At 57.9% G+C, this 26731-nt stretch carries 28 protein-coding genes; 16 read left to right on the forward strand and 12 right to left on the reverse strand.

The window, feature by feature from the left end; genetic code table 11:
• Nucleotides 1-2: 2 nt before the first annotated feature.
• Nucleotides 3-1682, forward strand: a complete 1680-nt coding sequence (locus GOX66_RS15965) for a peptidoglycan -binding protein (RefSeq protein ID WP_170763734.1) — start codon at nt 3-5, stop codon at nt 1680-1682.
• A 3-nt stretch (nt 1683-1685) separates the two neighbouring features.
• Here the strand turns inward: GOX66_RS15965 and GOX66_RS15970 are convergent, their stop codons facing one another.
• The 3 genes from GOX66_RS15970 to gloB form a co-directional block, all read right to left on the reverse strand.
• Complete coding sequence (locus tag GOX66_RS15970) at nt 1686-2636, reverse strand: M23 family metallopeptidase (protein ID WP_170763735.1); 951 nt, start codon at nt 2634-2636, stop codon at nt 1686-1688.
• Nucleotides 2637-4961, reverse strand: a complete 2325-nt coding sequence (clpA, locus tag GOX66_RS15975) for an ATP-dependent Clp protease ATP-binding subunit ClpA (RefSeq protein WP_170763736.1) — start codon at nt 4959-4961, stop codon at nt 2637-2639.
• Nucleotides 4962-5134: 173 nt separating this feature from the next.
• A complete protein-coding gene (gloB, locus tag GOX66_RS15980; RefSeq protein WP_170763737.1) occupies nt 5135-5902 on the reverse strand; it encodes a hydroxyacylglutathione hydrolase in 768 nt (255 codons plus the stop codon).
• Between the two features lie 61 nt (nt 5903-5963).
• On the opposite strand from gloB, the gene GOX66_RS15985 reads away from it, so the two are divergent.
• The 9 genes from GOX66_RS15985 (at nt 5964) to GOX66_RS16025 (ending at nt 13787) form a co-directional block, all read left to right on the forward strand.
• Nucleotides 5964-6698: a class I SAM-dependent methyltransferase gene (locus GOX66_RS15985; RefSeq protein ID WP_170763738.1), complete on the forward strand. Its 735-nt coding sequence runs from the start codon at nt 5964-5966 to the stop codon at nt 6696-6698.
• A gap of 311 nt (nt 6699-7009) precedes the next feature.
• Nucleotides 7010-7570, forward strand: a complete 561-nt coding sequence (locus GOX66_RS15990; protein ID WP_170763739.1) for a F0F1 ATP synthase subunit delta — start codon at nt 7010-7012, stop codon at nt 7568-7570.
• On the forward strand, nt 7571-9109 hold the full coding sequence (gene atpA, locus GOX66_RS15995) for a F0F1 ATP synthase subunit alpha (protein WP_170763740.1): 1539 nt from the start codon (nt 7571-7573) through the stop codon (nt 9107-9109).
• 15 nt (nt 9110-9124) lie between these two features.
• Nucleotides 9125-10000, forward strand: coding sequence for a F0F1 ATP synthase subunit gamma (locus GOX66_RS16000; protein WP_170763741.1), 876 nt, complete (start codon nt 9125-9127; stop codon nt 9998-10000).
• 19 nt (nt 10001-10019) lie between these two features.
• Nucleotides 10020-11444, forward strand: a complete 1425-nt coding sequence (atpD, locus tag GOX66_RS16005; RefSeq protein WP_170763742.1) for a F0F1 ATP synthase subunit beta — start codon at nt 10020-10022, stop codon at nt 11442-11444.
• Nucleotides 11445-11456: 12 nt separating this feature from the next.
• Complete coding sequence (locus GOX66_RS16010) at nt 11457-11867, forward strand: F0F1 ATP synthase subunit epsilon (RefSeq protein WP_170763743.1); 411 nt, start codon at nt 11457-11459, stop codon at nt 11865-11867.
• A 114-nt stretch (nt 11868-11981) separates the two neighbouring features.
• On the forward strand, nt 11982-12332 hold the full coding sequence (locus GOX66_RS16015; protein ID WP_170763744.1) for an H-type lectin domain-containing protein: 351 nt from the start codon (nt 11982-11984) through the stop codon (nt 12330-12332).
• 265 nt (nt 12333-12597) lie between these two features.
• Nucleotides 12598-13236 carry a hypothetical protein gene (locus GOX66_RS16020; RefSeq protein WP_170763745.1) on the forward strand — a complete coding sequence of 213 codons (639 nt, stop codon included), beginning with the start codon at nt 12598-12600 and terminating at the stop codon, nt 13234-13236.
• A 173-nt stretch (nt 13237-13409) separates the two neighbouring features.
• Nucleotides 13410-13787, forward strand: coding sequence for a hypothetical protein (locus GOX66_RS16025; protein WP_170763746.1), 378 nt, complete (start codon nt 13410-13412; stop codon nt 13785-13787).
• 98 nt (nt 13788-13885) lie between these two features.
• Here the strand turns inward: GOX66_RS16025 and GOX66_RS16030 are convergent, their stop codons facing one another.
• A complete protein-coding gene (locus GOX66_RS16030) occupies nt 13886-14905 on the reverse strand; it encodes a ribose-phosphate pyrophosphokinase (RefSeq protein WP_170763747.1) in 1020 nt (339 codons plus the stop codon).
• A gap of 108 nt (nt 14906-15013) precedes the next feature.
• Here GOX66_RS16030 and GOX66_RS16035 point away from each other — a divergent pair, with 108 nt between their 5' ends.
• On the forward strand, nt 15014-15616 hold the full coding sequence (locus GOX66_RS16035; protein WP_170763748.1) for a 2-hydroxychromene-2-carboxylate isomerase: 603 nt from the start codon (nt 15014-15016) through the stop codon (nt 15614-15616).
• Nucleotides 15613-16440, forward strand: coding sequence for an alpha/beta fold hydrolase (locus GOX66_RS16040; protein WP_336509491.1), 828 nt, complete (start codon nt 15613-15615; stop codon nt 16438-16440). Before GOX66_RS16035 ends, GOX66_RS16040 begins: the two co-directional genes overlap by 4 nt.
• Before the next feature lie 43 nt (nt 16441-16483).
• On the opposite strand, the gene GOX66_RS16045 is transcribed toward GOX66_RS16040, so the two are convergent.
• From GOX66_RS16045 to GOX66_RS16055, 3 genes are read right to left on the reverse strand one after another with little or no spacing between them, the layout of a single operon-like run.
• A complete protein-coding gene (locus tag GOX66_RS16045) occupies nt 16484-17518 on the reverse strand; it encodes a threonine aldolase family protein (protein WP_170763749.1) in 1035 nt (344 codons plus the stop codon).
• Nucleotides 17518-17991, reverse strand: a complete 474-nt coding sequence (locus GOX66_RS16050) for a YcgN family cysteine cluster protein (RefSeq protein WP_170763750.1) — start codon at nt 17989-17991, stop codon at nt 17518-17520. Before GOX66_RS16050 ends, GOX66_RS16045 begins: the two co-directional genes overlap by 1 nt.
• Nucleotides 17988-18920, reverse strand: coding sequence for a bifunctional riboflavin kinase/FAD synthetase (locus GOX66_RS16055; RefSeq protein ID WP_170763751.1), 933 nt, complete (start codon nt 18918-18920; stop codon nt 17988-17990). Before GOX66_RS16055 ends, GOX66_RS16050 begins: the two co-directional genes overlap by 4 nt.
• Before the next feature lie 263 nt (nt 18921-19183).
• Here GOX66_RS16055 and GOX66_RS16060 point away from each other — a divergent pair, with 263 nt between their 5' ends.
• Nucleotides 19184-19765, forward strand: coding sequence for a methylenetetrahydrofolate reductase C-terminal domain-containing protein (locus GOX66_RS16060; protein ID WP_170763752.1), 582 nt, complete (start codon nt 19184-19186; stop codon nt 19763-19765).
• Entirely contained in the window at nt 19762-20751 is a 990-nt protein-coding gene (locus GOX66_RS16065) for a methylenetetrahydrofolate reductase (protein ID WP_170763753.1), read from the forward strand. The genes GOX66_RS16060 and GOX66_RS16065 overlap by 4 nt, the downstream gene beginning before the upstream one ends.
• Before the next feature lie 88 nt (nt 20752-20839).
• On the opposite strand, the gene GOX66_RS16070 is transcribed toward GOX66_RS16065, so the two are convergent.
• From GOX66_RS16070 to GOX66_RS16090, 5 genes are all read right to left on the reverse strand, one after another.
• Nucleotides 20840-21283 (reverse strand): MaoC family dehydratase, encoded by a 444-nt coding sequence (locus GOX66_RS16070; protein WP_170763754.1) that lies wholly within the window; start codon nt 21281-21283, stop codon nt 20840-20842.
• Nucleotides 21284-21383: 100 nt separating this feature from the next.
• On the reverse strand, nt 21384-22259 hold the full coding sequence (locus tag GOX66_RS16075) for an HAD family hydrolase (protein WP_170763755.1): 876 nt from the start codon (nt 22257-22259) through the stop codon (nt 21384-21386).
• A gap of 103 nt (nt 22260-22362) precedes the next feature.
• Nucleotides 22363-23439, reverse strand: coding sequence for a DUF389 domain-containing protein (locus GOX66_RS16080; protein ID WP_170763756.1), 1077 nt, complete (start codon nt 23437-23439; stop codon nt 22363-22365).
• Nucleotides 23440-23573: 134 nt separating this feature from the next.
• Nucleotides 23574-24494: a manganese-dependent inorganic pyrophosphatase gene (locus GOX66_RS16085; protein ID WP_170763757.1), complete on the reverse strand. Its 921-nt coding sequence runs from the start codon at nt 24492-24494 to the stop codon at nt 23574-23576.
• Between the two features lie 110 nt (nt 24495-24604).
• A complete protein-coding gene (locus GOX66_RS16090; protein WP_170763758.1) occupies nt 24605-25585 on the reverse strand; it encodes a TraB/GumN family protein in 981 nt (326 codons plus the stop codon).
• A gap of 112 nt (nt 25586-25697) precedes the next feature.
• On the opposite strand from GOX66_RS16090, the gene GOX66_RS16095 reads away from it, so the two are divergent.
• Together GOX66_RS16095 and GOX66_RS16100 are read left to right on the forward strand one after the other, a co-directional pair.
• Nucleotides 25698-26372 carry a DUF2161 domain-containing phosphodiesterase gene (locus GOX66_RS16095; RefSeq protein ID WP_170763759.1) on the forward strand — a complete coding sequence of 225 codons (675 nt, stop codon included), beginning with the start codon at nt 25698-25700 and terminating at the stop codon, nt 26370-26372.
• Nucleotides 26373-26524: 152 nt separating this feature from the next.
• Nucleotides 26525-26731, forward strand: a 207-nt coding sequence (locus tag GOX66_RS16100; protein ID WP_170763760.1) for a co-chaperone GroES, incomplete at its 3' end; no start/stop codon positions are given.

The raw sequence follows: 26731 nt of genomic DNA on the forward strand, positions 1-26731 counted from the left end.
TTATGGCTCTGTCCCGACGCACAGGTCAGCGTTTCCAGGGCTCGGTCTGGCCCGGGTTCGTGGATGCGATTACCGGGTTGCTGATGGTGCTGACCTTTGTTCTGACCATCTTCATGGTGGTGCAGTTCGTGCTGCGCGAAACCATCTCGGGGCAAGAGGACGAACTGACCGCCCTTTCTGACGAAGTGGCCGCACTGGCCGGGGCGCTGGGTCTGGAAGAGCGGGAGAACAGCCGGCTGCAGGCGCGTCTGGGCGTATTGAACTCGACGTTGACGCAGGTTGAGACCGAACTGGTTCAGGCGCAGATTCAGCTGACTGATTTCGAGGCTCAGGTTGCGGCCCTACTGCTGGATCAGGAGCGCGCCCAGGGGGCGATTGAAACACTGGAATCGCAGCGGGAAGAGTTATTGAGCGAACAGGACGCGCTGAATCTGGCCCTTGCGCAAAGCCGTGCCGAGGTCGATGAGCAGACCGAGGCCGCGAGGCTGGCCGCCGCCCAACGCGAAGCGCTGGAGGCTCTCGTCGCGGATCTTGAGCAAAGCGACGCCGCCCAATCTACCCGCATCACCGAGCTTGAGGAACAGCTGAGCGCCGAAGAGGCAGCCAAACTTGCAGAAGCCGCCGCAGCCGAAAATCTGCGCGACCGGTTGCAGAATGCCGATGCCGAGCTGACAGCCATGACGCTTGCGTTGGAAGCGCAGCGTAAACAGGCCGAGGAAACGCTGACCCTGCTGGCGGCGGCACAGGCCGCCAAAGCTGAATTGGAACGCCAGTTTGGAGAGTTGAACCCCGAAGAACTAAAAGCCCAGCTTGAGGCTGCATTGGCCGCTCAGACGCAGGCTCAGGCTGAGGCGAAGGCTCAAAGGTCGCTGGCCGAGGAACGCGCTGCCCTGTTGGCGGTGGCGCGCGATACTCTCTCTGGCGAAAAAGCGATTTCCGAGAAAGCGCAGCGTGAAACCGCTTTGCTGAACCAGCAGATGGCGGCGCTGCGCGAGCAACTGGGTGGGTTACAGGCATTGCTGGACGACTACGAGGAACGCAACGCCGCCGCCGATATTCGCATTCAGACGCTGGGACAGGATCTGAACGCGGCACTGGCCCGCGCTGCCTCCGAAGAACGGCGCCGCCGCCTGCTGGAAGAGGCCGAACGCGTCCGTCTGGAAGCTGAAGCCGAGGCACTGTCTGGCCGGAACGAGGAACTGGCAGCACAGGCGGAGGATTTGCAACGCTATCGGTCCGAGTTCTTTGGCCGGTTGCGGGATGTGCTGGGCGATCAGGAGGGCGTTCGGATCGAAGGGGACCGGTTCGTGTTTTCTTCGGAAGTTCTGTTCGACACGGGTTCGGCCGTCCTGTCGTCGGCCGGGCGGCAGGAAGTTGCAAAAGTGGCCAACATCCTGCGCAGTGTAGCTGCCGAGATTCCTGAAGGTCTGAACTGGGTAATCCGGGTCGACGGGCATACCGACAATGTGCCTCTAGCCGGGTCGGGTCGGTACCGCGACAACTGGGAACTTAGTCAGGGGCGGGCCTTGTCGGTGGTGCGCTATATGGTCGAGGCGCTGGGTATCCCCCCGAACCGGCTGGCCGCCAATGGATTTGGCGAGTTTCAACCCGTCAATCCCGCAGACACGCCGGAGGCACGCGCGCAGAACCGCCGGATCGAGTTGAAACTGACTGAGCGGTAACTGTTATTCCACCGTGATGGTGACGGATTTGCGACTGATTGCCTGCCCGTCGCGGATCATGGTGACGTGGCCCCGATAAGGTCCAACAGGCCAGTTCGGTAGGGTAAGGCGCCGACCTGCAGCGCGATAAACCTGTGCCTGCTGCTTGTCCAAAACTAGGTCCTCGGTCAGGAACGTCCCTTGGGGGCCAGAGATTTCCAGTCGCAAAATGTCGCCTTTCCGACTGCCGAAGGCGTGGCCAAACAGGACAATCGCATCAGCCTTCTGAGTCAGAACGCTTCGCTCTGCCGTTCCGGCCTGAACGTCATCAAATTCCGGCACCACGTCGGAAAACCCCACCGTAAGCAGGCCACCGGCGACATAGTCGATGGGGGTTTCCCACAGGGTCTGGTTGGGCACCCTGCAATCGTCGTCGCCCTGCGGGGCGAAAGGGTCGATCGGCTGTCCATCCTTTCGGACGGAAAGGTGGACATGCGGAAATTGGGTATTGCCGCTGAGCCCGACCTCCCCCAGCGCTGCGCCTGCTTCAACACGTTCACCGGGCGCTACTTGGACTGATCCCATCCGCATGTGACAGTATTGCGTTTCCCAGCCGTCCTCATGCGTGATGAGAACCCCGTTGCCGCAATCCTGGCCTGCAGGAAACTGATCGGTCCCGCCATCGGTGACGCCATCCCGGATATGAGTGACAACGCCACTTGCGGCGGCCAGAACAGTGACCCGGTTTTCAAGATCGGAAAGGGTCGGCAGAGCAAAGTCTGTACCCATGTGTCCGTCATAGGCCAGCCCGCCACATCGAAAATCCTGAGCCTTCCCCTGCGCAGAGTTATGGTCTAAATAGTTCTGGATATAGCAGGTTTCACCCAACACACAGTCGATTGGCTGGCGCAAAAGAAAATCGCTCGCCGCCGGGTCGGCAGCGAGCGCAAACAAGACTATTGGAATGGCGCGCATTCAGTCCGCTGTAAGCAACGGAGGTTTGTCCCCCGGGATACGCGGCTGATCCGGTCCGAGAATTTCAAGATCCAACTCACCTTTCTTGACCGAAACGCGGACCACACCACCCTTGGCCAGTTTTCCGAACAGCAATTCCTCGGCCAGAGGTTTCTTGATGTGCTCCTGGATGACGCGGCCCAGCGGGCGCGCACCCATCTTGTCGTCATAGCCTTTGTCCGCCAGCCATTCGGCTGCTTTGGGCGTCAGGTCGATGGTCACGTTGCGATCCAGCAGTTGTGCTTCCAGTTGCAGGACGAATTTCTCGACCACTTGCAGGATGACCTCTTTCGGCAGCGGCGCGAAGGAGATCACCGCATCCAGACGGTTGCGGAATTCCGGCGTGAACATGCGCTCAATCGCGGCGGTATCTTCACCTTCGCGACGATCACGGGCAAAGCCGATGGCGGCCTTGGCCTGTTCCTGCGCGCCCGCGTTCGACGTCATGATCAGCACCACGTTGCGGAAATTCACCGTGCGGCCGTTGTGGTCGGTCAGTTCACCGTGGTCCATGACCTGAAGCAGGATATTGAACACATCCGGATGTGCCTTTTCGATCTCGTCCAGCAGCAGCACACAATGCGGATGCTGGTCCACGCCATCGGTCAGCAGACCGCCCTGGTCAAACCCGACATAGCCCGGAGGCGCGCCGATCAGGCGGGAAACCGCGTGCTTCTCCATGTATTCGGACATGTCAAAGCGCAGCAGTTCAACACCCAGCGTATCCGCCAACTGTTTCGCCACCTCGGTCTTACCCACACCGGTCGGGCCGGCGAACAGGTAGTTGCCGATTGGCTTTTCAGGTTCCCGCAGACCCGCACGCGCCAGCTTGATCGCGCTGGACAGCGCTTCGATGGCCTCATCCTGACCGAACACCACCCGCTTCAGCGAAGCTTCGAGATCTTTCAGAACTTCGGCATCGTCCTTGGTGACATTCTTGGGAGGGATGCGGGCAATCTTGGCGACAACCGCCTCGATTTCCTTCACACCAATGGTTTTGCGGCGTTTGCTTTCCGCGACCAGATGCTGCGCGGCACCGGCCTCATCAATTACATCGATCGCCTTGTCCGGGAGTTTGCGGTCATTGATATACCGCGCCGACAGCTCCACGGCGGTTTTGATCGCATCCGCCGTGTACTTGATCTCGTGGTGCTTTTCGAAATAGGGCTTCAGGCCGCGCAGGATTTTCACACTATCCTCGACCGAAGGTTCGTTCACGTCGATCTTCTGGAACCGACGCGACAGGGCGCGGTCCTTTTCAAAGTGCTGGCGGAATTCCTTATACGTCGTCGAGCCCATGGTGCGCAGCTTGCCGCCCTGCAAGGCAGGTTTCAGCAAGTTTGATGCATCCATCGCGCCGCCCGAGGTGGCACCGGCACCGATCACGGTGTGGATTTCATCAATGAACAGGACGGCGTCGGGGTGATCTTCCAACTCGGTCACGACCGCCTTCAGCCGTTCCTCAAAGTCACCTCGGTAACGTGTACCTGCCAGCAGTGCGCCCATGTCCAGCGAATAGATCGTGGTTTCGGACAGCACATCAGGTGCTTCACCGGCAACGATCTTGTGCGCCAGACCTTCGGCGATAGCGGTTTTGCCCACGCCAGGGTCGCCCACCAACAGCGGGTTGTTCTTGCGGCGGCGGCAGAGCACCTGGATGCAGCGCTCGACCTCATCGGCGCGGCCAATGAGCGGGTCAACTTCTCCTGCGCGCGACTTAGCGTTCAGATCAATGCAATATTTCCCCAGCGCGCTTTCTTTTTGTTCGCCTTCACCAGCGTTGGGAGGAACTTCTTCTTCGACCTGATCCGCACCGGATACCGAGCGGTTTTCGCCATAGGCAGGGTCTTTGGCCACACCATGCGCGATGAAGTTCACCGCATCGTAACGGGTCATGTCCTGTTCCTGCAGGAAATAGGCCGCGTTGCTTTCGCGTTCGGCGAATATGGCGACCAGAACGTTGGCCCCGGTTACTTCGGTTCGGCCCGAGCTTTGTACGTGAATGGCCGCGCGTTGAATCACGCGTTGGAAAGCGGCCGTCGGTACGGCCTCGGACCCGTCGATATCGGTGACAAGGTTCGAAAGATCTTCATCAATGAATTCGACCAGAGTGCCGCGCAATTCGTCCAGATCGACACTGCACGCTTTCATGACGCGGATGGCGTCGGGTTCCTCCAGCAACGCCAGCAGCAGATGCTCCAGCGTTGCGAATTCATGCCGCCGTTCATTCGCCGCCGCCAGGGCCGCGTGAATGGCTTGTTCTAATGTGCTCGAGAATGAAGGCACGCGGGTGCTCCTCTGTCTTGGGTCGAAGGGGGGGCAGGCTTCGGCCGGAACCCCATCCAACCATGTCCTCATACTATTAGAGTTTGGTTGATCGTGGCGCGGCTTCAAGGGTTTTCTTTCACTTGACAGTCACATTTCCTGTGACCGTGGCCGTGAAGAGCGTGAAATAGGCACTAGAAACGGTCTTTTCTAGCCCTTATTTCCGCAAAAACCGCTACGGGGTCAGCATTCTCCATGCCCAAATGGGCCTGAATCACGGGGTCAGTCGCGCGCAGAAACGGGTTTGTGGCCTTTTCCAACGCCAGAGTCGACGGAACCGTGGGCTCTCCGGCGGCCCGAGCGCGATCGATATCGGCCGCACGCTGCTGCAGCGCGGCGTTGTTCGGATCGACCGTTACAGCGAATTTGGCATTGGATTGTGTGTATTCGTGACCAGAACACACGATTGTTTCGTCGGGAAGGGCGGCCAGTTTGCTAAGAGAGGCCCACATTTGTGGTGCCGTGCCTTCGAACAGGCGGCCACATCCCAAGGCCATCAGACTGTCTGCTGTGAACACAACCGCGCTTTTCGGCATGTAGAAAGCGATATGTCCAACGGTATGGCCAGAGACATCCAAGACCTGAACCGGCTCGCCGCCGATTTCGAAGGTGTCGCCTTCGCTCACCTGTTGATCCAGTGGCGGAAGGCGGTGCGCGTCGGCAGCCGCACCAATAACCTTGGCCGGGTGTCTTTCGAGAATGCCGGCCAGCCCATCCACATGATCCCAATGATGATGAGTCAACAGGACGTGGGACAGTGTCCAGCCGCGGGCCTCCAGTTCGGCCAGAATCGGACCGGGTTCGGGCGCATCGATCAGCGCCGTCTGACCACTGGCGGCATCATGCGCCAAAAAAGCGTAGTTATCGCTGAGACATGGAACGGTTACGATCTCAAGAGGCATGGCCTTTTGCCCTTTCATTGCTAGACTGCGCTCAGCTAAGCCGATTGACCGGGTGTCCGCAATGCATCTTGATGTGCAGGATCTTAGAAATTTCTACTACCGCAGCACGTTGGGGCGAGCGGCGCAGGCCGCGATACGCGGGCGGTTGATCGATTTGTGGCCCGAAGCCAAAGGTCAAACGGTGGCTGGTTTCGGTTTTGCAGTGCCTCTGCTGCGGCCCTATCTGGCTGATGCTCGGCGGGTGATCGGCCTGATGCCAGGGCCACAAGGCGTGATGCCGTGGCCTGCCGGGATGCCCAATGTCTCGGTCCTGACGGAAGAGACGATGTGGCCAGTTGAAACGGGCCATGTGGACAAGCTGGTCGTGATGCATGGGTTGGAAACGTCGAGCCGCCCCAGCGAGTTGCTGGACGAATGCTGGCGGGTGCTTGGTCCCGGTGGTCGTGCGCTGTTTGTCGTCCCGAACCGTACCGGGTTGTGGTCGCGCTCAGACCGGACGCCGTTCGGGTTCGGGCGGCCATATTCGGCGTCACAATTGGAAAGCCAGCTCAAGGCGCATCACTTCATTCCAGAAAAGCACTGCTCAGCCCTGTATCTGCCGCCGTCCTTCCGGCGGTTCTGGTTAAAATCAGGCAACCTGATTGAGAAAACGGGGCAGCGCTTGCCAACGATTATGGCGGGGGGCGTGTTGATGGTCGAGGTGACGAAACATATCCGCCCACCCAGCGGCAACGTTACAAAGGACGCTGAGCGCCGTCCGATCAAAGCATTGGATGGTCTTTTAAAGCCTGCCTAATGGCATCACGCTGTTTACCCGCGTGAAACCGTGAAAATTGAGGGAAATAGGTCACAGGAATCGTAAAAACCTACACTTTCGTAACATTTTTCAATCGGTCTGCCCGGCTCAAAGGGTCGCACTTCGTGTAAGTTATTGAATTCAAAAGATTTGTGGATAACCTCGTAATAACTATACTATATTGCGAGGTTGGTTCACCTCTGCTACATCCCCGGTGATTTTGATCCCCGCCCTTTATGGACGGGGTTTCCTCACGCCCCGGGTAGCGGCCGCTACACACATTCGGGGCCTCAAATATCGGAAGGGTGGACGTGTCCGAACCAGCTTCGATTTCCACTGGCATTGCCGAGCGCTATGCCACAGCGATCTTTGAGATCGCCAAAGAGAATAATGACCTTGCAGGTCTGGAAACCGGGATCAATGATCTGGCAGCAGCTTTGGCCGAAAGCGCCGATTTGCGCGACCTGATCGCATCGCCGCTGATTTCGCGCTCCGAGCAGGAAGCCGCGATTACCGCGATTGCCGACAAGATGGGTCTGCATACCATCCTGCGCAACACGCTGGGTTTGATGGCAGAGAAACGCCGCCTGTTTGTTATCCCGCAACTGGTGCAGGTTCTGCGCGACATGCTGGCAGACGAGCGCGGCGAAGTGACCGCCGATGTCGCATCCGCCAAGGCGCTGACCAAAACCCAAATGGACAAACTGTCCAAGACGCTGTCCGAGCGTGTGGGCAAGACCGTGACAATCAATGCGACCGTTGATGAAAGCCTCATCGGCGGTCTTGTCGTTAAAGTGGGCTCGAAGATGATCGACAGCTCGATCCGTTCGAAGCTCAACTCCCTACAGAATGCAATGAAAGAGGTCGGATAAATGGGAATCCAAGCTGCAGAGATTTCTGCAATCCTGAAGGACCAGATCAAGAATTTTGGTCAGGAAGCCGAAGTGGCCGAGATCGGCCGCGTGCTGAGCGTCGGTGACGGGATTGCCCGTGTATACGGCCTGGACAACGTGCAAGCCGGTGAGATGGTCGAATTCCCCGGCGGCATCATGGGCATGGCCCTGAACCTGGAAAGCGACAACGTCGGTGTCGTTATCTTCGGTTCCGACCGGGACATCAAAGAAGGTGACACCGTTAAGCGCACCAACTCGATCGTGGACGTTCCGATTGGCGACGAACTGCTGGGTCGCGTTGTTGACGGTCTGGGCAACCCGCTGGACGGCAAGGGTCCGATCAACGCCTCCAAGCGCGGCGTTGCAGACGTAAAAGCCCCCGGCATCATCCCGCGTAAATCGGTTCACGAGCCGATGGCAACCGGCCTGAAATCGGTTGACGCGATGATCCCGATCGGCCGTGGCCAGCGTGAGCTGATCATTGGCGACCGTCAGACCGGTAAAACTGCCGTTGCACTGGACGCGATCCTGAACCAGAAAACCTACAATGACGCAGCGGGCGACGACGAGTCGAAGAAGCTGTACTGCGTTTACGTTGCGATCGGTCAAAAGCGCTCGACCGTTGCGCAGTTGGTGAAAAAACTGGAAGAGTCCGGTGCGATTGATTACTCGATCGTTGTGGCCGCAACCGCGTCCGACCCGGCGCCAATGCAGTTCCTGGCACCCTATGCCGCAACCGCGATGGCCGAGTACTTCCGTGACAACGGCCGCCACGCGCTGATCATCTATGATGACCTGTCGAAACAGGCTGTGTCTTATCGTCAGATGTCGCTGCTGCTGCGCCGTCCGCCCGGACGTGAAGCCTATCCTGGCGACGTTTTCTACCTCCACTCCCGCCTGCTGGAGCGTTCGGCGAAGCTGAACGAAGACTTTGGCGCCGGTTCGCTGACCGCTCTGCCGGTTATCGAAACGCAGGGTGGTGACGTTTCGGCGTTTATTCCGACCAACGTGATCTCGATCACCGACGGCCAGATCTTCCTGGAAACCGAGCTGTTCTATCAGGGCATCCGTCCTGCTGTGAACACCGGTCTGTCGGTTTCGCGTGTGGGCTCTTCGGCTCAGACCAACTCGATGAAGTCGGTCGCCGGCCCGGTTAAGCTGGAGCTGGCTCAGTACCGCGAGATGGCTGCGTTTGCGCAGTTCGGTTCCGACCTTGACGCCGCGACCCAGCAGCTGCTGAACCGTGGTGCGCGTCTGACCGAGCTGATGAAACAGCCGCAGTACTCGCCGCTGACCAACGCTGAGATTGTCTGCGTCATCTTCGCCGGTACCAACGGCTACCTCGACAAGATCGAAGTGTCCGATGTTGGCCGTTACGAAGCTGGCCTGCTGGCACACTTGCGTGGCAAGCACGCCGACCTGCTTCAGTGGATCACCGACGAAGATCCCAAGATCAAGGGCGACGCTTCCGACAAGATCAAGGCTGCGATTGACGAATACGCCGCAACCTTCGCTTAAGGGAGAGGCGGGCTTATGCCAAATCTTAAGGACCTTAAAAACCGGATCGAGTCGGTCAAATCGACCCGCAAGATCACCAAGGCCATGCAGATGGTCGCGGCTGCAAAACTGCGCCGCGCCCAGGAATCTGCCGAAGCCTCGCGTCCCTATGCCGAACAGTTCAATGCTGTGATGGCCGGGCTGGCGGCGTCGGTCGGGGGCAGCGACAGCGCCCCCAAGCTGCTCCGGGGTACGGGCAGCGATGATGTCCACCTGCTGGTTGTTATGACAGCCGAACGCGGTCTCTGCGGCGGCTTCAACTCGAACATCGCCAAGCTGGCCCGTCAAAAGGCGGACGAGCTACGCGCCAAGGGCAAGACGATCAAAGTTCTGACCGTCGGCAAAAAAGGCCGCGACGCGCTCAAACGTGATTTTGGCGATCTGTTCGTTGGGCATATCGACCTGAGCGAGGTCAAGCGTCTGGGTTACACCAACGCGCAGGACATCGCGAAGGACATCCTGTCCCGTTTCGACGGAGGTGAGTTCGACGTTGCAACGATCTTCTACTCGAAGTTTGTGAACGTTGTGACCCAGATCCCGACGGCTCAGCAGGTCATCCCCGCCTCGTTCGAGGACACCGAGGGTGACGACAGCGGTGCCGTCTTCGATTACGAGCCCAGCGAAGAGGCAATCCTGGCCGACCTGCTGCCCAAGGGGGTTGCGACCGCGATCTTCTCGGCTCTGCTCGAAAACGGAGCCTCGGAACAGGGTGCACGGATGTCCGCGATGGACAACGCGACACGTAACGCGGGTGAAATGATCGACAAGCTGACGATCCAGTTCAACCGCTCGCGTCAGGCCGTGATCACCAACGAGCTGATTGAAATTATTTCCGGCGCCGAAGCGCTGTAAGAAAACCGGAGACAACAATATGGCGAATGCAAAAGGCAAAGTCACACAGATCATCGGGGCCGTCGTCGACGTGCACTTCGAAGATCAGCTGCCTGAAATTCTGAACGCGCTGGAAACCGAAAACAACGGCAAGCGTCTGGTACTGGAAGTTGCCCAGCACCTGGGTGAAAACACCGTGCGCACCATCGCGATGGACGCGACCGAAGGTCTGGTCCGTGGTGCCGAAGTTATTGACATGGGCGCACCGATCTCGGTGCCGGTTGGTAACGCCACCCTGGGCCGCATCCTGAACGTTGTCGGCGAGCCGATCGACGAGAAAGGCCCGGTTGAAGCGACCGAATCCCGCGCCATCCACCAGCCCGCACCGACCTTCGCGGAACAGTCGACCGAGTCGGAAGTTCTGGTAACCGGCATCAAGGTTGTGGACCTGCTGGCCCCTTACGCCAAAGGCGGTAAAATCGGCCTGTTCGGCGGTGCCGGCGTTGGTAAAACCGTTCTGATCATGGAACTGATCAACAACATCGCAAAAGTGCACTCGGGCTTCTCGGTGTTCGCGGGTGTTGGTGAACGGACCCGTGAAGGGAACGACCTGTACCACGAGATGATCGAATCGAACGTTATTAAGCCGGACAACCTGTCGGAATCGCAGGTGGCTCTGGTTTACGGTCAGATGAACGAACCTCCCGGAGCACGTGCCCGTGTTGCTCTGACCGGTCTGACCCTGGCGGAACAGTTCCGCGACCAGTCCGGTACCGACGTTCTGTTCTTCGTCGACAACATCTTCCGCTTCACGCAGGCGGGTTCCGAGGTTTCGGCTCTGCTGGGTCGTATTCCTTCGGCGGTGGGCTACCAGCCGACGCTGGCCACCGACATGGGCGCCCTGCAGGAACGCATCACCTCGACCAAGTCGGGCTCGATCACCTCGGTGCAGGCGATCTACGTGCCTGCGGACGACCTTACCGACCCTGCGCCGGCAACATCGTTCGCCCACCTGGACGCGACCACCGTTCTTAACCGTGCGATCTCGGAAAAAGGTATCTACCCTGCGGTTGACCCGCTCGACTCGACCTCGCGTCTGCTTGACCCGGCCATCGTTGGCGAAGAGCACTACAAGGTTGCGACCGACGTTCAGCAGATCCTCCAGCGCTACAAGTCGCTGCAGGACATCATCGCCATCCTGGGCATGGACGAACTGTCGGAAGAGGACAAACTGACCGTGGCCCGTGCCCGTAAGATCGAACGCTTCCTGTCGCAGCCGTTCGACGTGGCCGAAGTCTTCACCGGTTCGCCGGGCGTTCAGGTTGCTCTGGATGTCACAATCGCGTCGTTCAAGGCCGTTGTGGCCGGCGAATACGATCACTTGCCCGAAGCGGCCTTCCTGATGGTTGGCGGCATCGACGAAGTGATCGCCAAAGCGGAGAAGATGGCCGCAGAAGCCGCCTAAGGAGTATCCCTGATGGCAAACACAATGCAATTTGACCTCGTTAGCCCGGAGCGGAGCCTTGCTTCGCTTCAGGCAAGCGCGGTGCAGATTCCCGGCGCGGACGGGGACATGACGGCGATGCCCGACCATGCCCCCACGATTACCACGCTGCGCCCGGGTATCCTTAAGGTCGAGGCGCCCGAAGGGACCAGCGAATACCTGGTCACCGGAGGGTTTGCCCAGATCAACGGCGATGCCCTGTCGGTTCTGGCCGAAAAGGCTATCCCGGTGGCTGAAGTGACCCGGTCGCAATTGGACGACCTGATCGCCGAGGCGCGCGCTTCACACGAGGCGGCACTGAATGGCGATGACCGGACCATTGTCGATGACGCTGCCAAACTGCTGGCCGACATGGAAGCCCTTGGAACGCATATGAGCCTGTAAGGGCCAAAGCATTCAGATAGTTGAAACGGCCCTGCCATTGCGGGGCCGTTTTTTGTCGTGATTTTTCAGAAGCATGGAAGTAAGGTTTCGGAATTAGAGCATAAAGACGACAGAATGAAGACGTTTCGAACCCACCCAATTGGTATAGACCAAGGCGAGGCAGTGCTGTTTTCCGAATTCGCCGATGGTGGCGACATGTGGACCGGTGAGGGCGCACGTGAACGGCGCTCGGACATTACCTTCAGTCAACCCTTCCGGTCCGCACCCGTGGTTCAGATTAGCGTGTCGCTGTGGGATGTAGACACGTCCTCGGCCCTGCGCGCCGAAGTGACGGCCGAGGATATAACGCTTGAAGGGTTCAGTGCTGTGTTCCGGACATGGTCGGACACGCGTATCGCACGCATCCGTGTGGCATGGACTGCGATTGGCGAGATCGCTCATGAGGATGACTGGGACATCTCGTGATGAATACGCGGCAATCGTTTTGGCCACTACCGTGACCATTTGGTTATGGGCCCCGACACTAAAAGTGTGGTAGAAATTACAACTGGAAAACGTTGTTGATCTTGCCTCTTTTCCCTACCTTGGGATCAAAGTGTGTCACAATTGACGACCATTCAACGAACGCCTATAGACCCAGTTTCAATGGCTTTGGTGCCTGCAAGTGCACCGAGTTGATACAACTGAAAGCCGCCCTGCCCAAGCGCTAAAATTCCAGGAGATCCTTCCCTTGAAATTGCTTTTACATATTGGCACGGAAAAAACGGGTACGACTCTTTTGCAAGAGTGGTTGTACGCAAATAAAGAAGCGCTTTCCGAACAGGGTGTTTTTCTAAGCAAAGTTTGCGGATCCGGAAACAACCGCAGGCTTGTCTCGTATTGCCAGTCATCTCTTGATGAATTTACCGAGACGAATCGGATAATGACCCTGGAAGACAAAGAGCGTTACTTCCGGGGCTTTTCGAAAAAATTTCAGGCTGAAATAGCGAAGGCCTCGAAAAAACACCACTCTATGGTGATAACCTCTGAACACTTCCATAGCCGTATTCAAAAGCCTGAAGAAGTTGCAAGGCTCAAGTCTCTCTTTGAGGGCAATTTTGAGAGTGTCAAAGTGCTGTGCTATTTGCGCCCGCAATGGGATTTGCGAGAAAGCCTTTATTCCACAGCGGTTAAATATGGAAACACCGGAGCCATTGAGAATTTCCAGAGCAGCGTCGATACCGAAGGCAACTACTATAACTACTATAACCTTGCGGAATTCTGGGCCGGCGCTTTCGGTAAAGAGAACACGGAATTGCGCGTTTATGACCGCAATGGTTTTTTTGCAAGGCGACTTGCGCAAGGATTTCCTGACAGCTTTACCAATTGAGGTGGACGATACCAAGCTTATCCTATGAGATTGAGAGCTCAAATGAGAGCCTTTCTTATCTAAAAATTCGCGCGTTTCGGGGAATAAACAAGGCCTTACCATACCTCAGAGAAGAAGGAGGTATTAACGCCGTAAATATCAGGTGGAAAGACACGCTATCCAGATGCGGCTCTTTGGATGTCGCAAAACTGTCTGATCCACGCCGGGAAGGTTTTTACAACCAATTCAAAGAAAGCAATCGGAAATTAGCCGAAAAGTTCTTTGGTACTTCCGAGGTGTTCGCAAAGCCGAAGCAAGTGCAGCAGCCCGGTGAAGGTATTCAATTTACTCTAGAGGAAGTTGGACATATCGTTGAAAACATTGCGGCATCTACGATGATCGAATACGCAACAGAATGTGAACCAAATATACGACTGGGAGATGATCTGGGTTTCAACGGCTCATTGCACGCCAAACTCCAAACAGCCATCCGGCAAAGGGACCACGCCAAAAGAAACCCGTGGCAGTATTTTGGAACGGCGCTCAAAATGCGCATCAGAAAAAGAAAATAAAGGCTGCCGGGAAACGCAGCCTTCAATAATTCCGCAGTTCACATGAGAATAGGAAGACGTCCGTTTTGGGTGGGGTGGCAGGCACTCCGCCAGCCTTATCAATCCCCGTGGTACATCGACTCGTAGATCGGTGTCAGCGTTTTGTCTTCGAACAGCGACGACACGCTGGTACCGTTCCAGATGTTCAGGATCGCCTGCGTGAAGATAGGCGCTGTCGGCACGATACGGATGTTTTTGGCATTGTTTATCTCGGGCGTCGGCTGGATCGTGTCGGTCAGCACCAGCGACTTCATCACCGAGTTTGTCACACGCTCGACAGCCGGGCCGCTCATGACGCCGTGGGTGATGTAGGAATGAACCTCTTTCGCTCCGTTATCCAGCAGCACCTGCGCTGCTTTGCACAGCGTACCCGCCGTGTCACACATGTCGTCCACGATCAGGCAGATCTTGTCTTTGACGTCGCCGATCACGGTCATCTCTGCCACTTCGCCAGCCTTTTCGCGGCGCTTGTCTACAATCGACAGGGGTGCGTTGATCCGCTTGGCCAGTTCGCGGGCGCGGGCCACACCGCCCACATCGGGCGAGACCACCATGATTTCTTCCATCTGCCCCTTGAACTGGTTCTTCACGTCCAGCGCAAAAATTGGCGAGGCGTACAGGTTGTCCACCGGAATATCGAAAAAGCCCTGAATCTGGGCGGCGTGCAAGTCCATTGTCAGAACCCGCTCGATCCCTGCACCGGTCAGCATGTTCGCCACAAGCTTGGCGCTGATCGGCGTGCGGGCCTTGGTGCGGCGGTCCTGACGGGCGTAGCCGAAATAGGGGATCACAGCGGTGATCCGTTGGGCCGACGAACGGCGCAGCGCATCGGCGATGATCAGCAGTTCCATCAGGTTGTCATTGGCCGGGTTCGAGGTCGGCTGGACGATGAACATATCCTCGCCGCGGACGTTCTCGAACACTTCGACGAATATCTCGCCGTCGTTGAACCGTTCGACCCGTGCATCGACCAATCCCTGATCGACGCCGCGATACAGGCTCATGCGACGTGCAATAGAATCGGCAAGCGGAAGATTAGCGTTCCCAGCGATAAGCTTGGGTTCGTGAAGTGTCGGCATCGGCTGAGGTCCCCGGGCAGCAATGGCAAATGTGACAGATTCGTGATGTTGACACCGCTTAGCATGGCCTTACCGTCTCGCAAAGATAACGCTGCGGAGAAAGTGCACATGGCCAACATTGACTACTATTTTGCGACACTCTCGCCATACACCTATCTGGCGGGCACGCGCCTTGAAGAGATCGCGGCGAAACATGATGCGACGATCAACTACAAGCCGCTGGACATTATGGCACTGTTCGGGCGCACGGGGGGGACACCGCCAAAGGACCGGCACATATCACGAGTTGAGTACCGGGCGCAGGAACTGCTGCGCCAATCGAAAAACCTCGGCATGGAGTTTAACCTGCAACCGGCGCATTGGCCCACCAACGCAGCGCCCTCTTCCTACGCGATAATTGCCGCTGTTCAGGACGGCTCGGGCAACGTAGGCAAACTGGTCCACTCATTCGTGCGGGCCTGCTGGGCCGAGGAGAAGGACATCGCTCAGGATGACGTGATCCGCGAGTGCCTGTCCCAGGCCGGGTTTGATCCGGGCCTTGCTGACAGCGGCTTGCTGGTCGGGGCGGAAACCTATGCCGCCAATCTGGAAGAAGCCGTCGATCGCGGCGTATTTGGTTCGCCGTTCTACATCACCGAGGATGGGCAACGGTTCTGGGGGCAGGATCGACTTGCAGATCTGGACCATTACCTGACGGAGATTAATGGGTGAACGATGAAACTGTACCGTCACAACCCGCATTTGTAAGGCAGTTGGGCGAGGGCGCGCGCAGGACGCTCGCCCTTCACTGTACCATGGCGCATTCGGGGGCGTGGTCTGGACTGGCCGCAGCCCTTGACGATCAGGCGACCCTGATCGCTCCGGATATGCTGTCGCATGGAAGCAGCCCGGACTGGGGCGGGAAGGGCAACTATTTTGACCGCGTCACTGAAACAGCTGCCCAGCACTTATCCGAGCCAATGGATGTGATCGGGCACTCCATGGGCGGCATGATTGCTTTGCGGCTGGCCGTTGAATTTCCCGATCTTGTCCGTAGCGCCGTTCTGATCGAACCGGTGTTTTTTGCCATCGCAGCACAGGATGCGCCGCGTTTGCTCCGGCAGCACGATGAGGATGCCAGACCCTACGCCGAGGCCCGTGCAGCGGGCGACATGGAACTTGCCGCAAGAACGTTCAACCGAATGTGGGGCACTGATGACAGCCCGTGCTGGCCCGACTTGTCGGACAAAAAACGCGCAGCGATGATCCGGGGTGTTCATGTTGTCGCCGCGGTGGAAGGGGCGCTGTTTCAGGACACACATGGATTGCTGAAACCCGGCATGCTGGATCGCGCGAACATGCCTGTCCTGATCCTTGGCGGCTCAAAAACGCACCCGGTAATCCCGGCCGTGATTCAGGGATTGTGTCGGCGGTTGCCCAATGCTCAGACCGTGGTCATCGATGGTGCAGGCCACATGGTGCCGATCTCGCATCCGAAAGGCACGGCGGCATGTATCCAGAACTTCTGGGCCAGCCAGCCCTCAGTTTCCGGTTAGAGATTTTCCGGAGACGCGCCCGTGACGGCGGTGCACCGTCCGATCATAGAAGTGCAAGAAACCGATCGATTTCGTCGGTTCCGATGGACCAGTCGCAGACCAGCCGGCAGGCCAGTATTTCCTGATCATCCGCGCCTTCCAACTCGGCACCCCAAAGATGATAGACCGCCCCGGCTTCATGCAGTTGCTTGTGTCGGGCGCGTGAGAATTGGGCGAAGATCATGTTGGCCTGCGGATCGTGCAGAAACGAAGCCCCTTTGGCGCGCAAACCCTCTGCCAGCCGGGCGCAGTTCTCATTCGCCTGCCGTGCCAAATTCAGCCACAGGTCGTCCTGCAAATAAGCCGCCATCTGGGCCGAAAGGTAGCGGTGCTTGGAAAACAGATGCGCGCCCCGTTTGCGGCGCAGTTCGAATTCCCAGGCTTTGGATTCGTCAAAGAAGACAACGGCTTCAACCCCCATCAGGCCGTTCTTGGTGCCACCAAAGCTGACCGCGTCCACGCCCGCTTTCCACGTCATCTCGGCTGGCGAACAGTTCAGTGCGACCAGCGCGTTGGTAAACCGAGCGCCGTCCAAATGGACGGGCAGGCCATATTCCTTGGCGACGCCACACAGCGCCTGCAATTCTGCCAGAGAGTAAACCGAACCACGCTCGGTGACCTGTGTGATCGACACCGGTCCGCGCTGGGGGCCGTGAACACCGCGTGTCTCCTCGGCCTGAACGGAGCGACGCAGTGCGTCGGGTGTCATCTTGTCACCCCCGGGCACCAGCGTCAGCTTGGCGCCGCAGTAGAATTCCGGCGCGTTGCATTCGTCTTCGTGGATATGCGAAACCGGCGAACAGAACACCGTCTCCCACGGTTTGGTCAGCGTGGCCAGCGCCAGCGAATTCGCTGCCGTCCCCGTTGCCACCAGATATACTGCCGCGCCCGGCGCCTCGAATACCCCGCGAATACGATCCCGCACTTCGTTCATCAGGGTGTCGGCGCCATAGGCCATCTGATAGCCCTGATTGGCCTCGTTCAAAGCAGCTATGACCTGCGGGTGAACCGGCCCGGAATTGTCAGAGGCGAAGTACATCAATTGGGCTCCTCGATGATATAGTCTTCCCACTCTTCGATGGGGGTTTCGAATTCGGACACCGTTTGTCCCTGGACGGAAATACCGGCGGCATGCACGCTGTCCGGCGTACCAGATATCAAAGGATGCCAGTCGTAAAGAGGCTTGCCTTCCCACAGCAACCGATAGGCGCAGGTCTGCGGCAGCCAATAGGCGTGATCGTCAATGTTGTCGGGCCTCATCACGATACATTCCGGCACGAATTGGTGGCGGATGTCGTATTGGGTGCAGCGGCAGGTTTCATCGTCCAGCAGGCGGCAGGCGACGCAGGTCAGGGCGACTTCGCCCGTGTCTTCATCCTCAAGCTTGTTCAGACAGCACTTGCCGCAGCCGTCACACAGCGCTTCCCATTCGCGCTGGTTCATCTTGGTCAGGGGTTTGCGTTCCCAGAACCGGGGGCTGAGGCCATCACGCTCAATCAGGTCCGTGGTCATAGCGCCGCCAAAAGGGTTCGGGCCCGGGCGCAATCAGTGTCCATCTGGGCGACCAGACCGTCCAACCCGTCAAAGGTCATCTCGGGACGGAGATATTCAACCAGACCGACCGAAAGGGTCGCACCATAGAGGTCACCCGAAAAATCGAAAAGGAAAGTCTCGATATTGGGTACTTCGCCGTAGAACATCGGCCGCGTTCCAACCGAGGCTGCGCCGTTATAGCTGCCCTGATGCGGGCCGTCCAAGACATCAACCAGTACCGCGTAGACGCCGAATTTTGGTGGGTGCAGTCCTTCGATGGACATGTTTGCCGTTGGGAAGCCCAACTCACGCCCGCGCTGTTCGCCACCAATCACCTCACCCTCGATCCGGTGCCAGTGGCCCAGCATCGTAGCCGCGTTGCGGGGGCGGCCTTCGGTCAGGGCGGTGCGGATAGCCGTAGAGGAGACCACATTCTCGGCTCGCTCCATCAAAGGCGCGATGGTAACGCCGAATTCCATTTCCTGCCCAAAGCGAACCATGTCATCCGCAGTACCGCTTCGGCCTTTGCCGAAACAGAAGTCCGCTCCGACAACAATGTGCGACAGGCCGAGCCCGTCGCAAATGACGTTCCTTGCAAACTCCTCCGGCGTTAGTCCGGCCAGCGCCGCATTGAAGGGCAGTTCATATAGCTTCTGCACTCCAAGCTTCTCCAATCGGTGCGCGCGGGCATTGCCACGCATCAGGCGAAAGGGAGGGGCGTCGGGCGCAAAATACTCGCGGGGGTGCGGTTCAAATGTCAGCACTCCCAATGGCGCATCCGGGGCGGCGTTACGTGCGAGTTCGATCACCGACTGGTGGCCGATATGAACGCCATCAAAATTCCCGATCGCCACGCTGGCACCTCGGTCTTGAGGCTCGACAAACTGGAAATCCCTGATCATGCGCATGAGCGATTGCGTAGCGGGGCAGGGAAATTTGTTCAAGCGCCAGATTGAATTTTGAGGATGCGGCCCGACGAAATACCCCAGATTATTATTCTCAGGCCGGACAACGCCGATGGTAAGCTCATGTTTATCCTGCCTGTGTCAGGCAACTGCTTGATTTGAAAAAAAATCTGAGTGTAGACTGAAAACCCGATCTTCAGGATCTTCAAGGCTCCGGATCGGGGGCCTAGCCAGGTTCAGATGAACCCAGCATAGGAGGCAGGAACATGTATCGATTGCGATTGTTCGCGATTCGGCGCGCCCGCACATTCGAGTGGATTTACAAATGTGTCGAACGCGGCATGGTCGCACTGGACCCTGTATTCGCAAAGATCGGTTACAACCGTGTCGAACGACCCATCGCGCTGGTCGAAAAAGGCGTTAAGACCCTGTTGTTCGATTGCAAGATGTGCGGGCAATGCGTTCTTTCTTCGACCGGTATGTCCTGTCCGATGAACTGCCCAAAACAATTGCGGAACGGGCCGTGCGGCGGAGTGCGACCTGGAGAGTTCTGTGAGGTGAAACCCGACATGAAATGCGTCTGGGCTTTGGCCTGGGATGGGGCCAGTCGCATGCGTGATGGAGGGGGTAGGATAAAAGAAGTTTTGCCGCCGGTGGAACATACCTTGCGCGGATCATCTTCGTGGCTGCGGGTCAGCCGGGAAATTGCTGCAAAGGAACGCGAGGCCAGGGATGCCGCGCGGGTGACCTTGGCGCAGGCATTTCCTGAGGCGCGAAAAAACGAACCGTCTGCGGCACCGCTGGCTGCCGAGCCGCCTAACGCGGTAAACCGGGAGCTGAAGAAATGAGCGGTGCACATCGCAGCGATGTCGAGCCCACGGGCTATGTGCCCGTGGAAGAAGGCTATGTGTCTCATAGCCGATTGGAAAGGGTTTTGCGCTCGGGTCGTTTTGCGGTGACGGCAGAATTGAACCCACCCGACAGCGCTGATCCCGAGGATGTTTTTCAGGCCGCACAACCGCTTGGCGAAGTGGCCGATGCCATCAATGCAACCGATGCTTCGGGTGCCAACTGCCACATGTCCTCAATCGGAATTTGTGCGCTGCTGACGCGCGCAGGTTATTCGCCGGTCTATCAGATTTCCTGCCGTGACCGGAACCGGATCGCAATTCAGGGTGACGTGTTGGGTGCCGCCGCGTTAGGCGTGAGCAACGTGTTGTGTTTGACTGGCGATGGCGTGGGTGTTGGGGATCAGCCCGGGGCAAAGCCGGTATTCGATTTCGATTCCCTGACTTTGCTGCGTACAATCCGTACTATGCGCGATCAGGGGACATTTCTGTCCGGCCGTAAAATTACGCGACCACCTCAGCTGTTTCTTGGTGCAGCGGAGAACCCTTGTATCCCGCCCTATGACTGGCGTCCTGAACGTCTGGCAAAGAAGGTTGAGGCAGGGGCCGAGTATATTCAGACCAATTACATCTACGATATTCCGCTATTTGAAAAATTCATGGCACGGGTGCGGGACAATGGCCTGGACAAGCAGGTTTACATTATCGCAGGTGTTGGCCCGATCGCATCCGCGCGTGCGGCGCGCTGGATGCGCGGCAATGTCCCGGGAATTCACATTCCTGATCTGGTCATAAAACGGATGGAAAAAGCGGAGAAGCCAGCCGAGGAAGGCAAGAAAATCTGTATAGAGCTCATCCAGCAAATTCAGCAAATCGCCGGAGTGTCCGGCGTCCATGTCATGGCCTACCGGCGCGAACATCTGGTGTCCGAGATCATTCTGGAATCCGGTGTTTTGAAAGGGCGAAAGCGGTCACGCCGAACGTGACGACTGGGGCTGCAATCCGGTATTATACAATTTTTCGAACAAAAAAGGCGCCAGATGGGCGCCTTTTTGGAGTTATTAGATATCCCGATCAGTCGAATTTGCGCGACGGGGCCAGCACCATGGCTTCCCCCACCAGCACCTTTTTTCCTTCGACCGAACAGTGGCAATCCAGCTTGACCCGACGCTTGGAAAAATCGATGTCGATCACTTTGACTTCTGCATAAACCATGTCGCCGGGGCGGACGGGAGCCAGGAATTTTAACGACTGACCCATGTACACCGTGCCGTGGCCAGGCAGTTGCTCACCAATCACGGCCGAGATCAGACCAGCGGTCAGCATCCCGTGCGCGATACGCCCTTCGAAGATCGTGTCGCGGGCATAGTCATCATCCAAATGCACCGGATTCCGGTCAGTAGACACTTGCGCGAACATCTCTATATCTTCGTCCGTCACCACCTTACGCAGGTGGCGGGTCATGCCCATTTCGATGTCTTCAATACAGATCGTTCCGCGCGGAAGATTGTCCAACATGTCGCCCTCACTCGAATCCATTGGGCAACAAAACAATGCAAGCCGCCCGTGTTTGGCAACTTTATTACTTCGCAAGCGCAGAAAATCAAGTCTTTTCTGACTATCTCAAACGACCGATTGTGTAATTCGGATTGATTTTTTCTCTTTGAATATAGTCGGTTAGGGATTCGTGGTGCGGATGATGCGACGTTTTTGTCTCGGCCGCGGCCAGCCCACCCGAGATAAACAGAGAATCAATGCCCTCGCCCATGCCGCCCAGAATGTCGGTATGCGGGCCATCGCCGATCACCAGAATGTCTCCGTCCGGGACATCCTGACCCAGCTCCTGCAACCTGCGCCGTGCGAGATCATAGATCGGCGGGTGGGGTTTGCCGAAATAGAGGCTCTCGCCCCCCATCTCGGTGTACAGCCTGGCCAGCGCACCAGCACACCATTCCCGGACCTCGCCCCGGTCCACGACGATGTCGGGGTTGGCGCAGAGCAATTTCATGCCCTTCTGCTTGGCATAAAGGAAATCCGGACGATTGACCGACGGGTCTGCCATCGGGTCGAACGGGCCACAGCACACGATCCCTTCGGCCTCATCCAGCGGAACACGTTCGATGTGAATGGGGTGGTGCAGCAATTTCAGGGGTTCAAAGAACCCGGCGTCGCGTTGCCATTCCCCCATGAAATAGACCTTTTCGCCGACGGCCCCGCGGAACATCGCCGAACGCGCTGAATCCCCGCTGGTGGCGATGGTGTCATAGGCGTCGGCAGGGACATTGAACTGCGCCAGCTGCTCGGCCACGCCCGCGCGGGGTTTGGGCGAGTTTGTGACCAAAACGACGACCCCGCCATTTGCCCGGTATTCTTGCAGGGCTGCGACGGCTTCGGGAAAGGCTGTGATGCCGTTGTGGACGCATCCCCACAAGTCAACGAACAGCGCCTTGTAGCGGTCTGATACTTCGGAAAGCGCGTGGATGATCTGCGTCATGGGGGACCTCGGGATCTGAAATCGGCGTTGTGGTACCTATGGCAAAGCTTTCCTGTGTTGACCATCCCGTATCGCAAAATGTCCGAACAAGTCGAGTTGCCCGTCAGTTTTCTTCGGTTACTTCCTCAACGTCCGGCGCTTGTTGAACGTTTTCGGTGCCCAGAATGATCTGTGCGCCTATCCTATTCTGGAAACGTACCACCACGAGATAGCCGGGGCCCAACTCTTCCTGAAGGACGTCGATGAGCGGCGTTTCCCGCAAGTTCTCGGGCAGCAGCCCAACGATGGACGACACTTTGTATGCTGCTTCTATGGAAAGATCGACAATCAGCCATAAGTCGGCGTGCTTTCGTTTGGCGTTGACGTCGACACGGATGATTTCAACCGAAACGGGGTCTGCCCAGTCGCGGATGGCTTGCGCCAGCTGAGCTTCGGTGCGGGTTTCGAGATACCGGTTATAGGTAGACTTCCCAAGTTGAACGACGACAAGCGGCAGAAAAGCCAAAGTCACAACCACACTGGCCGTAAAATTCAGTTTGCGTCTGCCTTTTCCGAACACGACAGAGCGTGCGGCGTAAACAATGTAGACGGCGCAGGCCGACAGGATGATCGCCCCGAGGTTCGTCGCAAAGAGTAAACCTGCCTCATAAGCCTCGGCAGGTTCTCCAAAGTATAAAAGGATGCCCGAGGCTGACAGTGGTGGCACAAGTGACACGCCAATCGCCGCGCCAGGCAGTAAACCGAGTTCCGAACGGTTAATCTGAACATACGCCCCCGCTACGCCAGCAGCCAGGGCCACGATCAGGTCCTCGGTTCCGGGATCCGTGCGCGCCAGAACCTGATCCGGTATCAGCACGCCGCGTGGAACGTCCGCTACATAGACGAGGAACCAGGCCATCAGAACGCACAGAACAGCCGCGAAGCAGACAATCAGGGCCAGGTTGAACGCGCGCGCCAGCCACCCCATGACCATGGCCGCAGCGACGCCCAGAATAGGTGTCATCAGCGGAGCAACCAGCATCGCGGCAATGACCACCGCGCCGGAATTGCGCAGCATGCCCATCGTGGCAATGACTACAGACAAAGTCAGCAACATCGCAAAACGCCGCCAATAGGCCGCTTTGTCTTTGCCTTCAAATCGCAGGATATCCCGCGTGGTGCTGAATTTACGAGAGCTCATCTTCCTTGTCTGACCCAACCTGATACCGGTTACCCTTGGGGCAGATTATCAATCGCAATGGTTCTGGCAAATCCTCGACCGCCATGAAAAAAGGCGCCCGAATTGGGCGCCCTTCGTGCAATTTTCTGTAAAGATCAGACTTTCAGGTTCGGAATGATCTGTTTCTTCCGGCTCATGATGCCCGGCAAGACGACCGCGTCACCATTGACCGAAGCGCCAAAGCTTTTTTCTGCAACGCCTTTGACCAGGTCGTTTGGCACAAGCAGAGTGGCCTCTTCGTTCAGGATGTCGACAACGAACAGCAGAACCTGATCGACGCCGTCTTCCTTGGCTACATCTACCATCGAGCCTGCCAGGCTGGCCTTGCGATCCAGCACGACGTCGGGCGCGGTGGTTTCCAGAACCGAGACACGGAATTTGGTGCCGTCGACCTCGTACTCCTTGCTGTCCATACGGATCAGTTCAGCGTCCGAGAACGAGGACACATCCGATTTTGCAGCAAACATGTCCGCCGCGTAGGCCGGGATATCCAGTTCGAGTTGGGCCGCCAGTTTTTCCGCGACCTCACGGTCATGTGCCGTGGTGGTGGGCGACCGAAATTCCAGCGTGTCCGACAGAATGCAGGTCAGCGCCGCGCCTTTGATAGCGTCGGGCAATCTGGCGACGTCGTCGCCCATCAGATCGACCATGATCGTTGCGGTACAGGCCAGCGCGCGCACGGTGATGTCGATCGGACCTTTGGTTTCCAACCCGCCGACCAGCTTGTGGTGGTCGATGATGGCGCGGATGTCTGCACTGTTGATGCTGGCGGGCAGTTCGGCCGGGTTGTTTGTGTCGACGATGATAACCGGTGCGTCGGCCTCGACATCGCTGATGATACGCGGCTTGGGCAGGTCCCAGCGCTGTAGCATGAATGCGGCTTCGGTGTTGGGCTCGCCCAGCAATACGGGCTCGGTTTGTTCGCCTTTAACTTCGTTCAGGTACCACGACCAGAGGATCGGCGAGCCTGTGGAGTCGGTGTCGGGGGATTTGTGACCAAAAACAAGGGTTGTCATGTCTGCGTCCTGCGGATGATAAATTTGCGGGCCTTATAGGGCGCTCTGCAAAGGTTGTCACCCGGCAGTGATCACGCTGCGACGGTTCGTCTGAATTTCGGTCGATCCAATCAGAACGGAGCCCGCGTCAGCGTGTATCCCGCCTGTTGCAATTGGTTCAGCAATCCATGCTCATCGCTCAGATGCCCGGCGCCGACGGCGATGACGACAGTCTGGTTATTGATGCCCAGGATGTGCCGCATCCAGTTGTTGTTGCGGTCAACCAGTAATTGCTGTTCAAACCCGTCCCATTCCGCATCAAATACCTCTTGCGAGAGACCGGACGCGTCCCGGCCCTGAAGGCGTGCCAGCTGAATGATCTGGCCGTGTTTTTCCTCGACGTAGGCATTTGCCATGGTTGCCAGCTGATCTTCACCGCCTTCAAAGGCATCGGCCATGCGCACAAGGGACTGCACCTGTTTCTCGATGGGGTGGCTGTCGAACATGGCCATCAAATCGTCAATCCGCTCTAACGACTGCTGCGGTATGTCATATTCCTCGGCCAGATCGGTCAGGCGCGCATCCATCCCGTGTTTGGCGTTGGGGTCCCGCGCCAGACAGGGCGGAATGCCAAGCATCATGCTCAGAAACCAGGGCCGCATTTTGGCAGCCATCCAGCCAGGGATGCCGCGCTCGGCCAGTCCGGTGGACAGGGCGGACCAGTCTTCCTCGGACATAAGGTCGATCAGAGTCGGCCCGGACGTTATCAAAATGGGGCTCATATCCCTAGCCAGATCCTGTTCGAAAGCGGACATCTCATCTTTGGTGACTTCGAAATAGAAGGCGTCTGCCTGGCTAAGCATCGGGGTAAGGCGTTCCACCACCGCATCCATGCGCGGGTCGTTGGTATGCAATGTCCCGATCACATGCAGAACCGTGTCGCCCCTGGTCGCGATCCAGTGGTTGCCTTCGGAAAACGGAATGCCGGACACGGCCTGATTCAATTCCGCCTGCATCTTGGGCGACAGGTCGGCCCTCAGATCACGCCCCTGGCAGGCCGCATGTACCGCGGCCGGAGCAAGCAGGCAGATCAGAAGCAGGAACAGGCGCATTGGTGTTATCCCGGTTGTGTCAACTCTGCGCGAACCTTGCCCCGGTGCAGGGCGCTGTTCAAGGCGGATCAACAGGTTGAACACATCGGCCGGCATCGCCTAGCATGGGGCAATGGACCGCGAGCAGGATCTTTATCCCCCCATCAAGGCGCTGTTAGAGCGTCAGGGCTATACCGTCAAAGGTGAGGTCGGTGCGGCCGATATCGTGGCGGTGCGCGCAGGGGATGACCCTGTGATCGTTGAGTTGAAGCTGCGGTTCACGCTGTCGCTGTTTCATCAGGCCGTTACGCGTCTGAAAGTGACGGATCAGGTTTACATCGGCGTCTGCAAGCCAAAGGGTCGCAGCGCTCGGCGGGCGATGAAGGATAATCTGGCGCTGTGCCGCAGGTTGGGGCTTGGGTTGATCACCGTGCGGGCCGATGGTGCGGTTGAAGTACAGTGTGACCCAGGTCCTTATGCGCCGCGCAAAAACAAAGCAAAGGCCGCGCGGCTGCTGCGTGAATTCGATCGGTTAGAGGGTGACCCCAACGCGGGTGGGGCCACGCGGCATGGGATCGTCACTGCTTATCGCCAGGATGCACTGAAATGCGCGGCGCATCTGGCCGAAGGTGGTGCCGCCAAAGGGGCCCAGGTTGCCAAAGCCACAGGCGTCTCCGGGGCGACCCGCCTGATGCGGGAGAACCACTATGGCTGGTTCGCTAAAGTCGAGAAGGGTGTCTACAGCCTGACCGCTGCCGGGCAGGAAGGCCTGAAACACTGGGCTTATAGTTGGGAACAAGGCGATTGAAGCCCGACGAAAAAAATTCCATCACAGCTTGTTGACTCGGCGTTTGCGACCCCCTAGCTATGCGTCGTTATCACTCGCATACCCTGAGTGCTAACGCCTCGCCGTCCGGCGGGGGGAGGATAAATAAACTTTGAGCCCAAGGAGCTGCAAAGATGGCATTGAAACCGCTTCATGACCGCGTGTTGGTTCGCCGTACCGAAAGCGAAGAGAAAACCGCAGGCGGCCTGATCATTCCTGACAGCGCAAAAGAAAAGCCCAGCGAAGGCGAAGTCGTATCGACCGGCGAAGGCGCGCGCAAGGACAGCGGCGAACTGATCGCAATGGCTGTAAAAGCTGGCGACAAGATCCTGTTCGGCAAA

This window comes from Ruegeria lacuscaerulensis, assembly GCF_013031245.1.
GTDB classification, from domain to species: Bacteria; Pseudomonadota; Alphaproteobacteria; order Rhodobacterales; family Rhodobacteraceae; genus Ruegeria; species Ruegeria lacuscaerulensis_C.

What these genes read in the sequence shown, in the direction of transcription:
- GOX66_RS16010 (WP_170763743.1), top strand. Translation starts at nt 11,457, where the DNA reads ATGGCAAACACAATGCAATTTGACCTCGTTAGCCCGGAGCGGAGCCTT.
- GOX66_RS16075 (WP_170763755.1), bottom strand. Translation starts at nt 22,259, where the DNA reads ATGACGCAGATCATCCACGCGCTTTCCGAAGTATCAGACCGCTACAAG.
- atpD (WP_170763742.1), top strand. Translation starts at nt 10,020, where the DNA reads ATGGCGAATGCAAAAGGCAAAGTCACACAGATCATCGGGGCCGTCGTC.
- GOX66_RS16080 (WP_170763756.1), bottom strand. Translation starts at nt 23,439, where the DNA reads ATGAGCTCTCGTAAATTCAGCACCACGCGGGATATCCTGCGATTTGAA.
- GOX66_RS16065 (WP_170763753.1), top strand. Translation starts at nt 19,762, where the DNA reads ATGAGCGGTGCACATCGCAGCGATGTCGAGCCCACGGGCTATGTGCCC.
- GOX66_RS16000 (WP_170763741.1), top strand. Translation starts at nt 9,125, where the DNA reads ATGCCAAATCTTAAGGACCTTAAAAACCGGATCGAGTCGGTCAAATCG.
- GOX66_RS16060 (WP_170763752.1), top strand. Translation starts at nt 19,184, where the DNA reads ATGTATCGATTGCGATTGTTCGCGATTCGGCGCGCCCGCACATTCGAG.
- GOX66_RS16055 (WP_170763751.1), bottom strand. Translation starts at nt 18,920, where the DNA reads ATGCGCATGATCAGGGATTTCCAGTTTGTCGAGCCTCAAGACCGAGGT.
- atpA (WP_170763740.1), top strand. Translation starts at nt 7,571, where the DNA reads ATGGGAATCCAAGCTGCAGAGATTTCTGCAATCCTGAAGGACCAGATC.
- GOX66_RS16045 (WP_170763749.1), bottom strand. Translation starts at nt 17,518, where the DNA reads ATGTACTTCGCCTCTGACAATTCCGGGCCGGTTCACCCGCAGGTCATA.
- GOX66_RS16095 (WP_170763759.1), top strand. Translation starts at nt 25,698, where the DNA reads ATGGACCGCGAGCAGGATCTTTATCCCCCCATCAAGGCGCTGTTAGAG.
- GOX66_RS16090 (WP_170763758.1), bottom strand. Translation starts at nt 25,585, where the DNA reads ATGCGCCTGTTCCTGCTTCTGATCTGCCTGCTTGCTCCGGCCGCGGTA.
- GOX66_RS15965 (WP_170763734.1), top strand. Translation starts at nt 3, where the DNA reads ATGGCTCTGTCCCGACGCACAGGTCAGCGTTTCCAGGGCTCGGTCTGG.
- GOX66_RS15970 (WP_170763735.1), bottom strand. Translation starts at nt 2,636, where the DNA reads ATGCGCGCCATTCCAATAGTCTTGTTTGCGCTCGCTGCCGACCCGGCG.
- GOX66_RS15985 (WP_170763738.1), top strand. Translation starts at nt 5,964, where the DNA reads ATGCATCTTGATGTGCAGGATCTTAGAAATTTCTACTACCGCAGCACG.
- GOX66_RS16015 (WP_170763744.1), top strand. Translation starts at nt 11,982, where the DNA reads ATGAAGACGTTTCGAACCCACCCAATTGGTATAGACCAAGGCGAGGCA.
- GOX66_RS16070 (WP_170763754.1), bottom strand. Translation starts at nt 21,283, where the DNA reads ATGTTGGACAATCTTCCGCGCGGAACGATCTGTATTGAAGACATCGAA.
- GOX66_RS16050 (WP_170763750.1), bottom strand. Translation starts at nt 17,991, where the DNA reads ATGACCACGGACCTGATTGAGCGTGATGGCCTCAGCCCCCGGTTCTGG.
- gloB (WP_170763737.1), bottom strand. Translation starts at nt 5,902, where the DNA reads ATGCCTCTTGAGATCGTAACCGTTCCATGTCTCAGCGATAACTACGCT.
- GOX66_RS16035 (WP_170763748.1), top strand. Translation starts at nt 15,014, where the DNA reads ATGGCCAACATTGACTACTATTTTGCGACACTCTCGCCATACACCTAT.
- GOX66_RS16085 (WP_170763757.1), bottom strand. Translation starts at nt 24,494, where the DNA reads ATGACAACCCTTGTTTTTGGTCACAAATCCCCCGACACCGACTCCACA.
- GOX66_RS16030 (WP_170763747.1), bottom strand. Translation starts at nt 14,905, where the DNA reads ATGCCGACACTTCACGAACCCAAGCTTATCGCTGGGAACGCTAATCTT.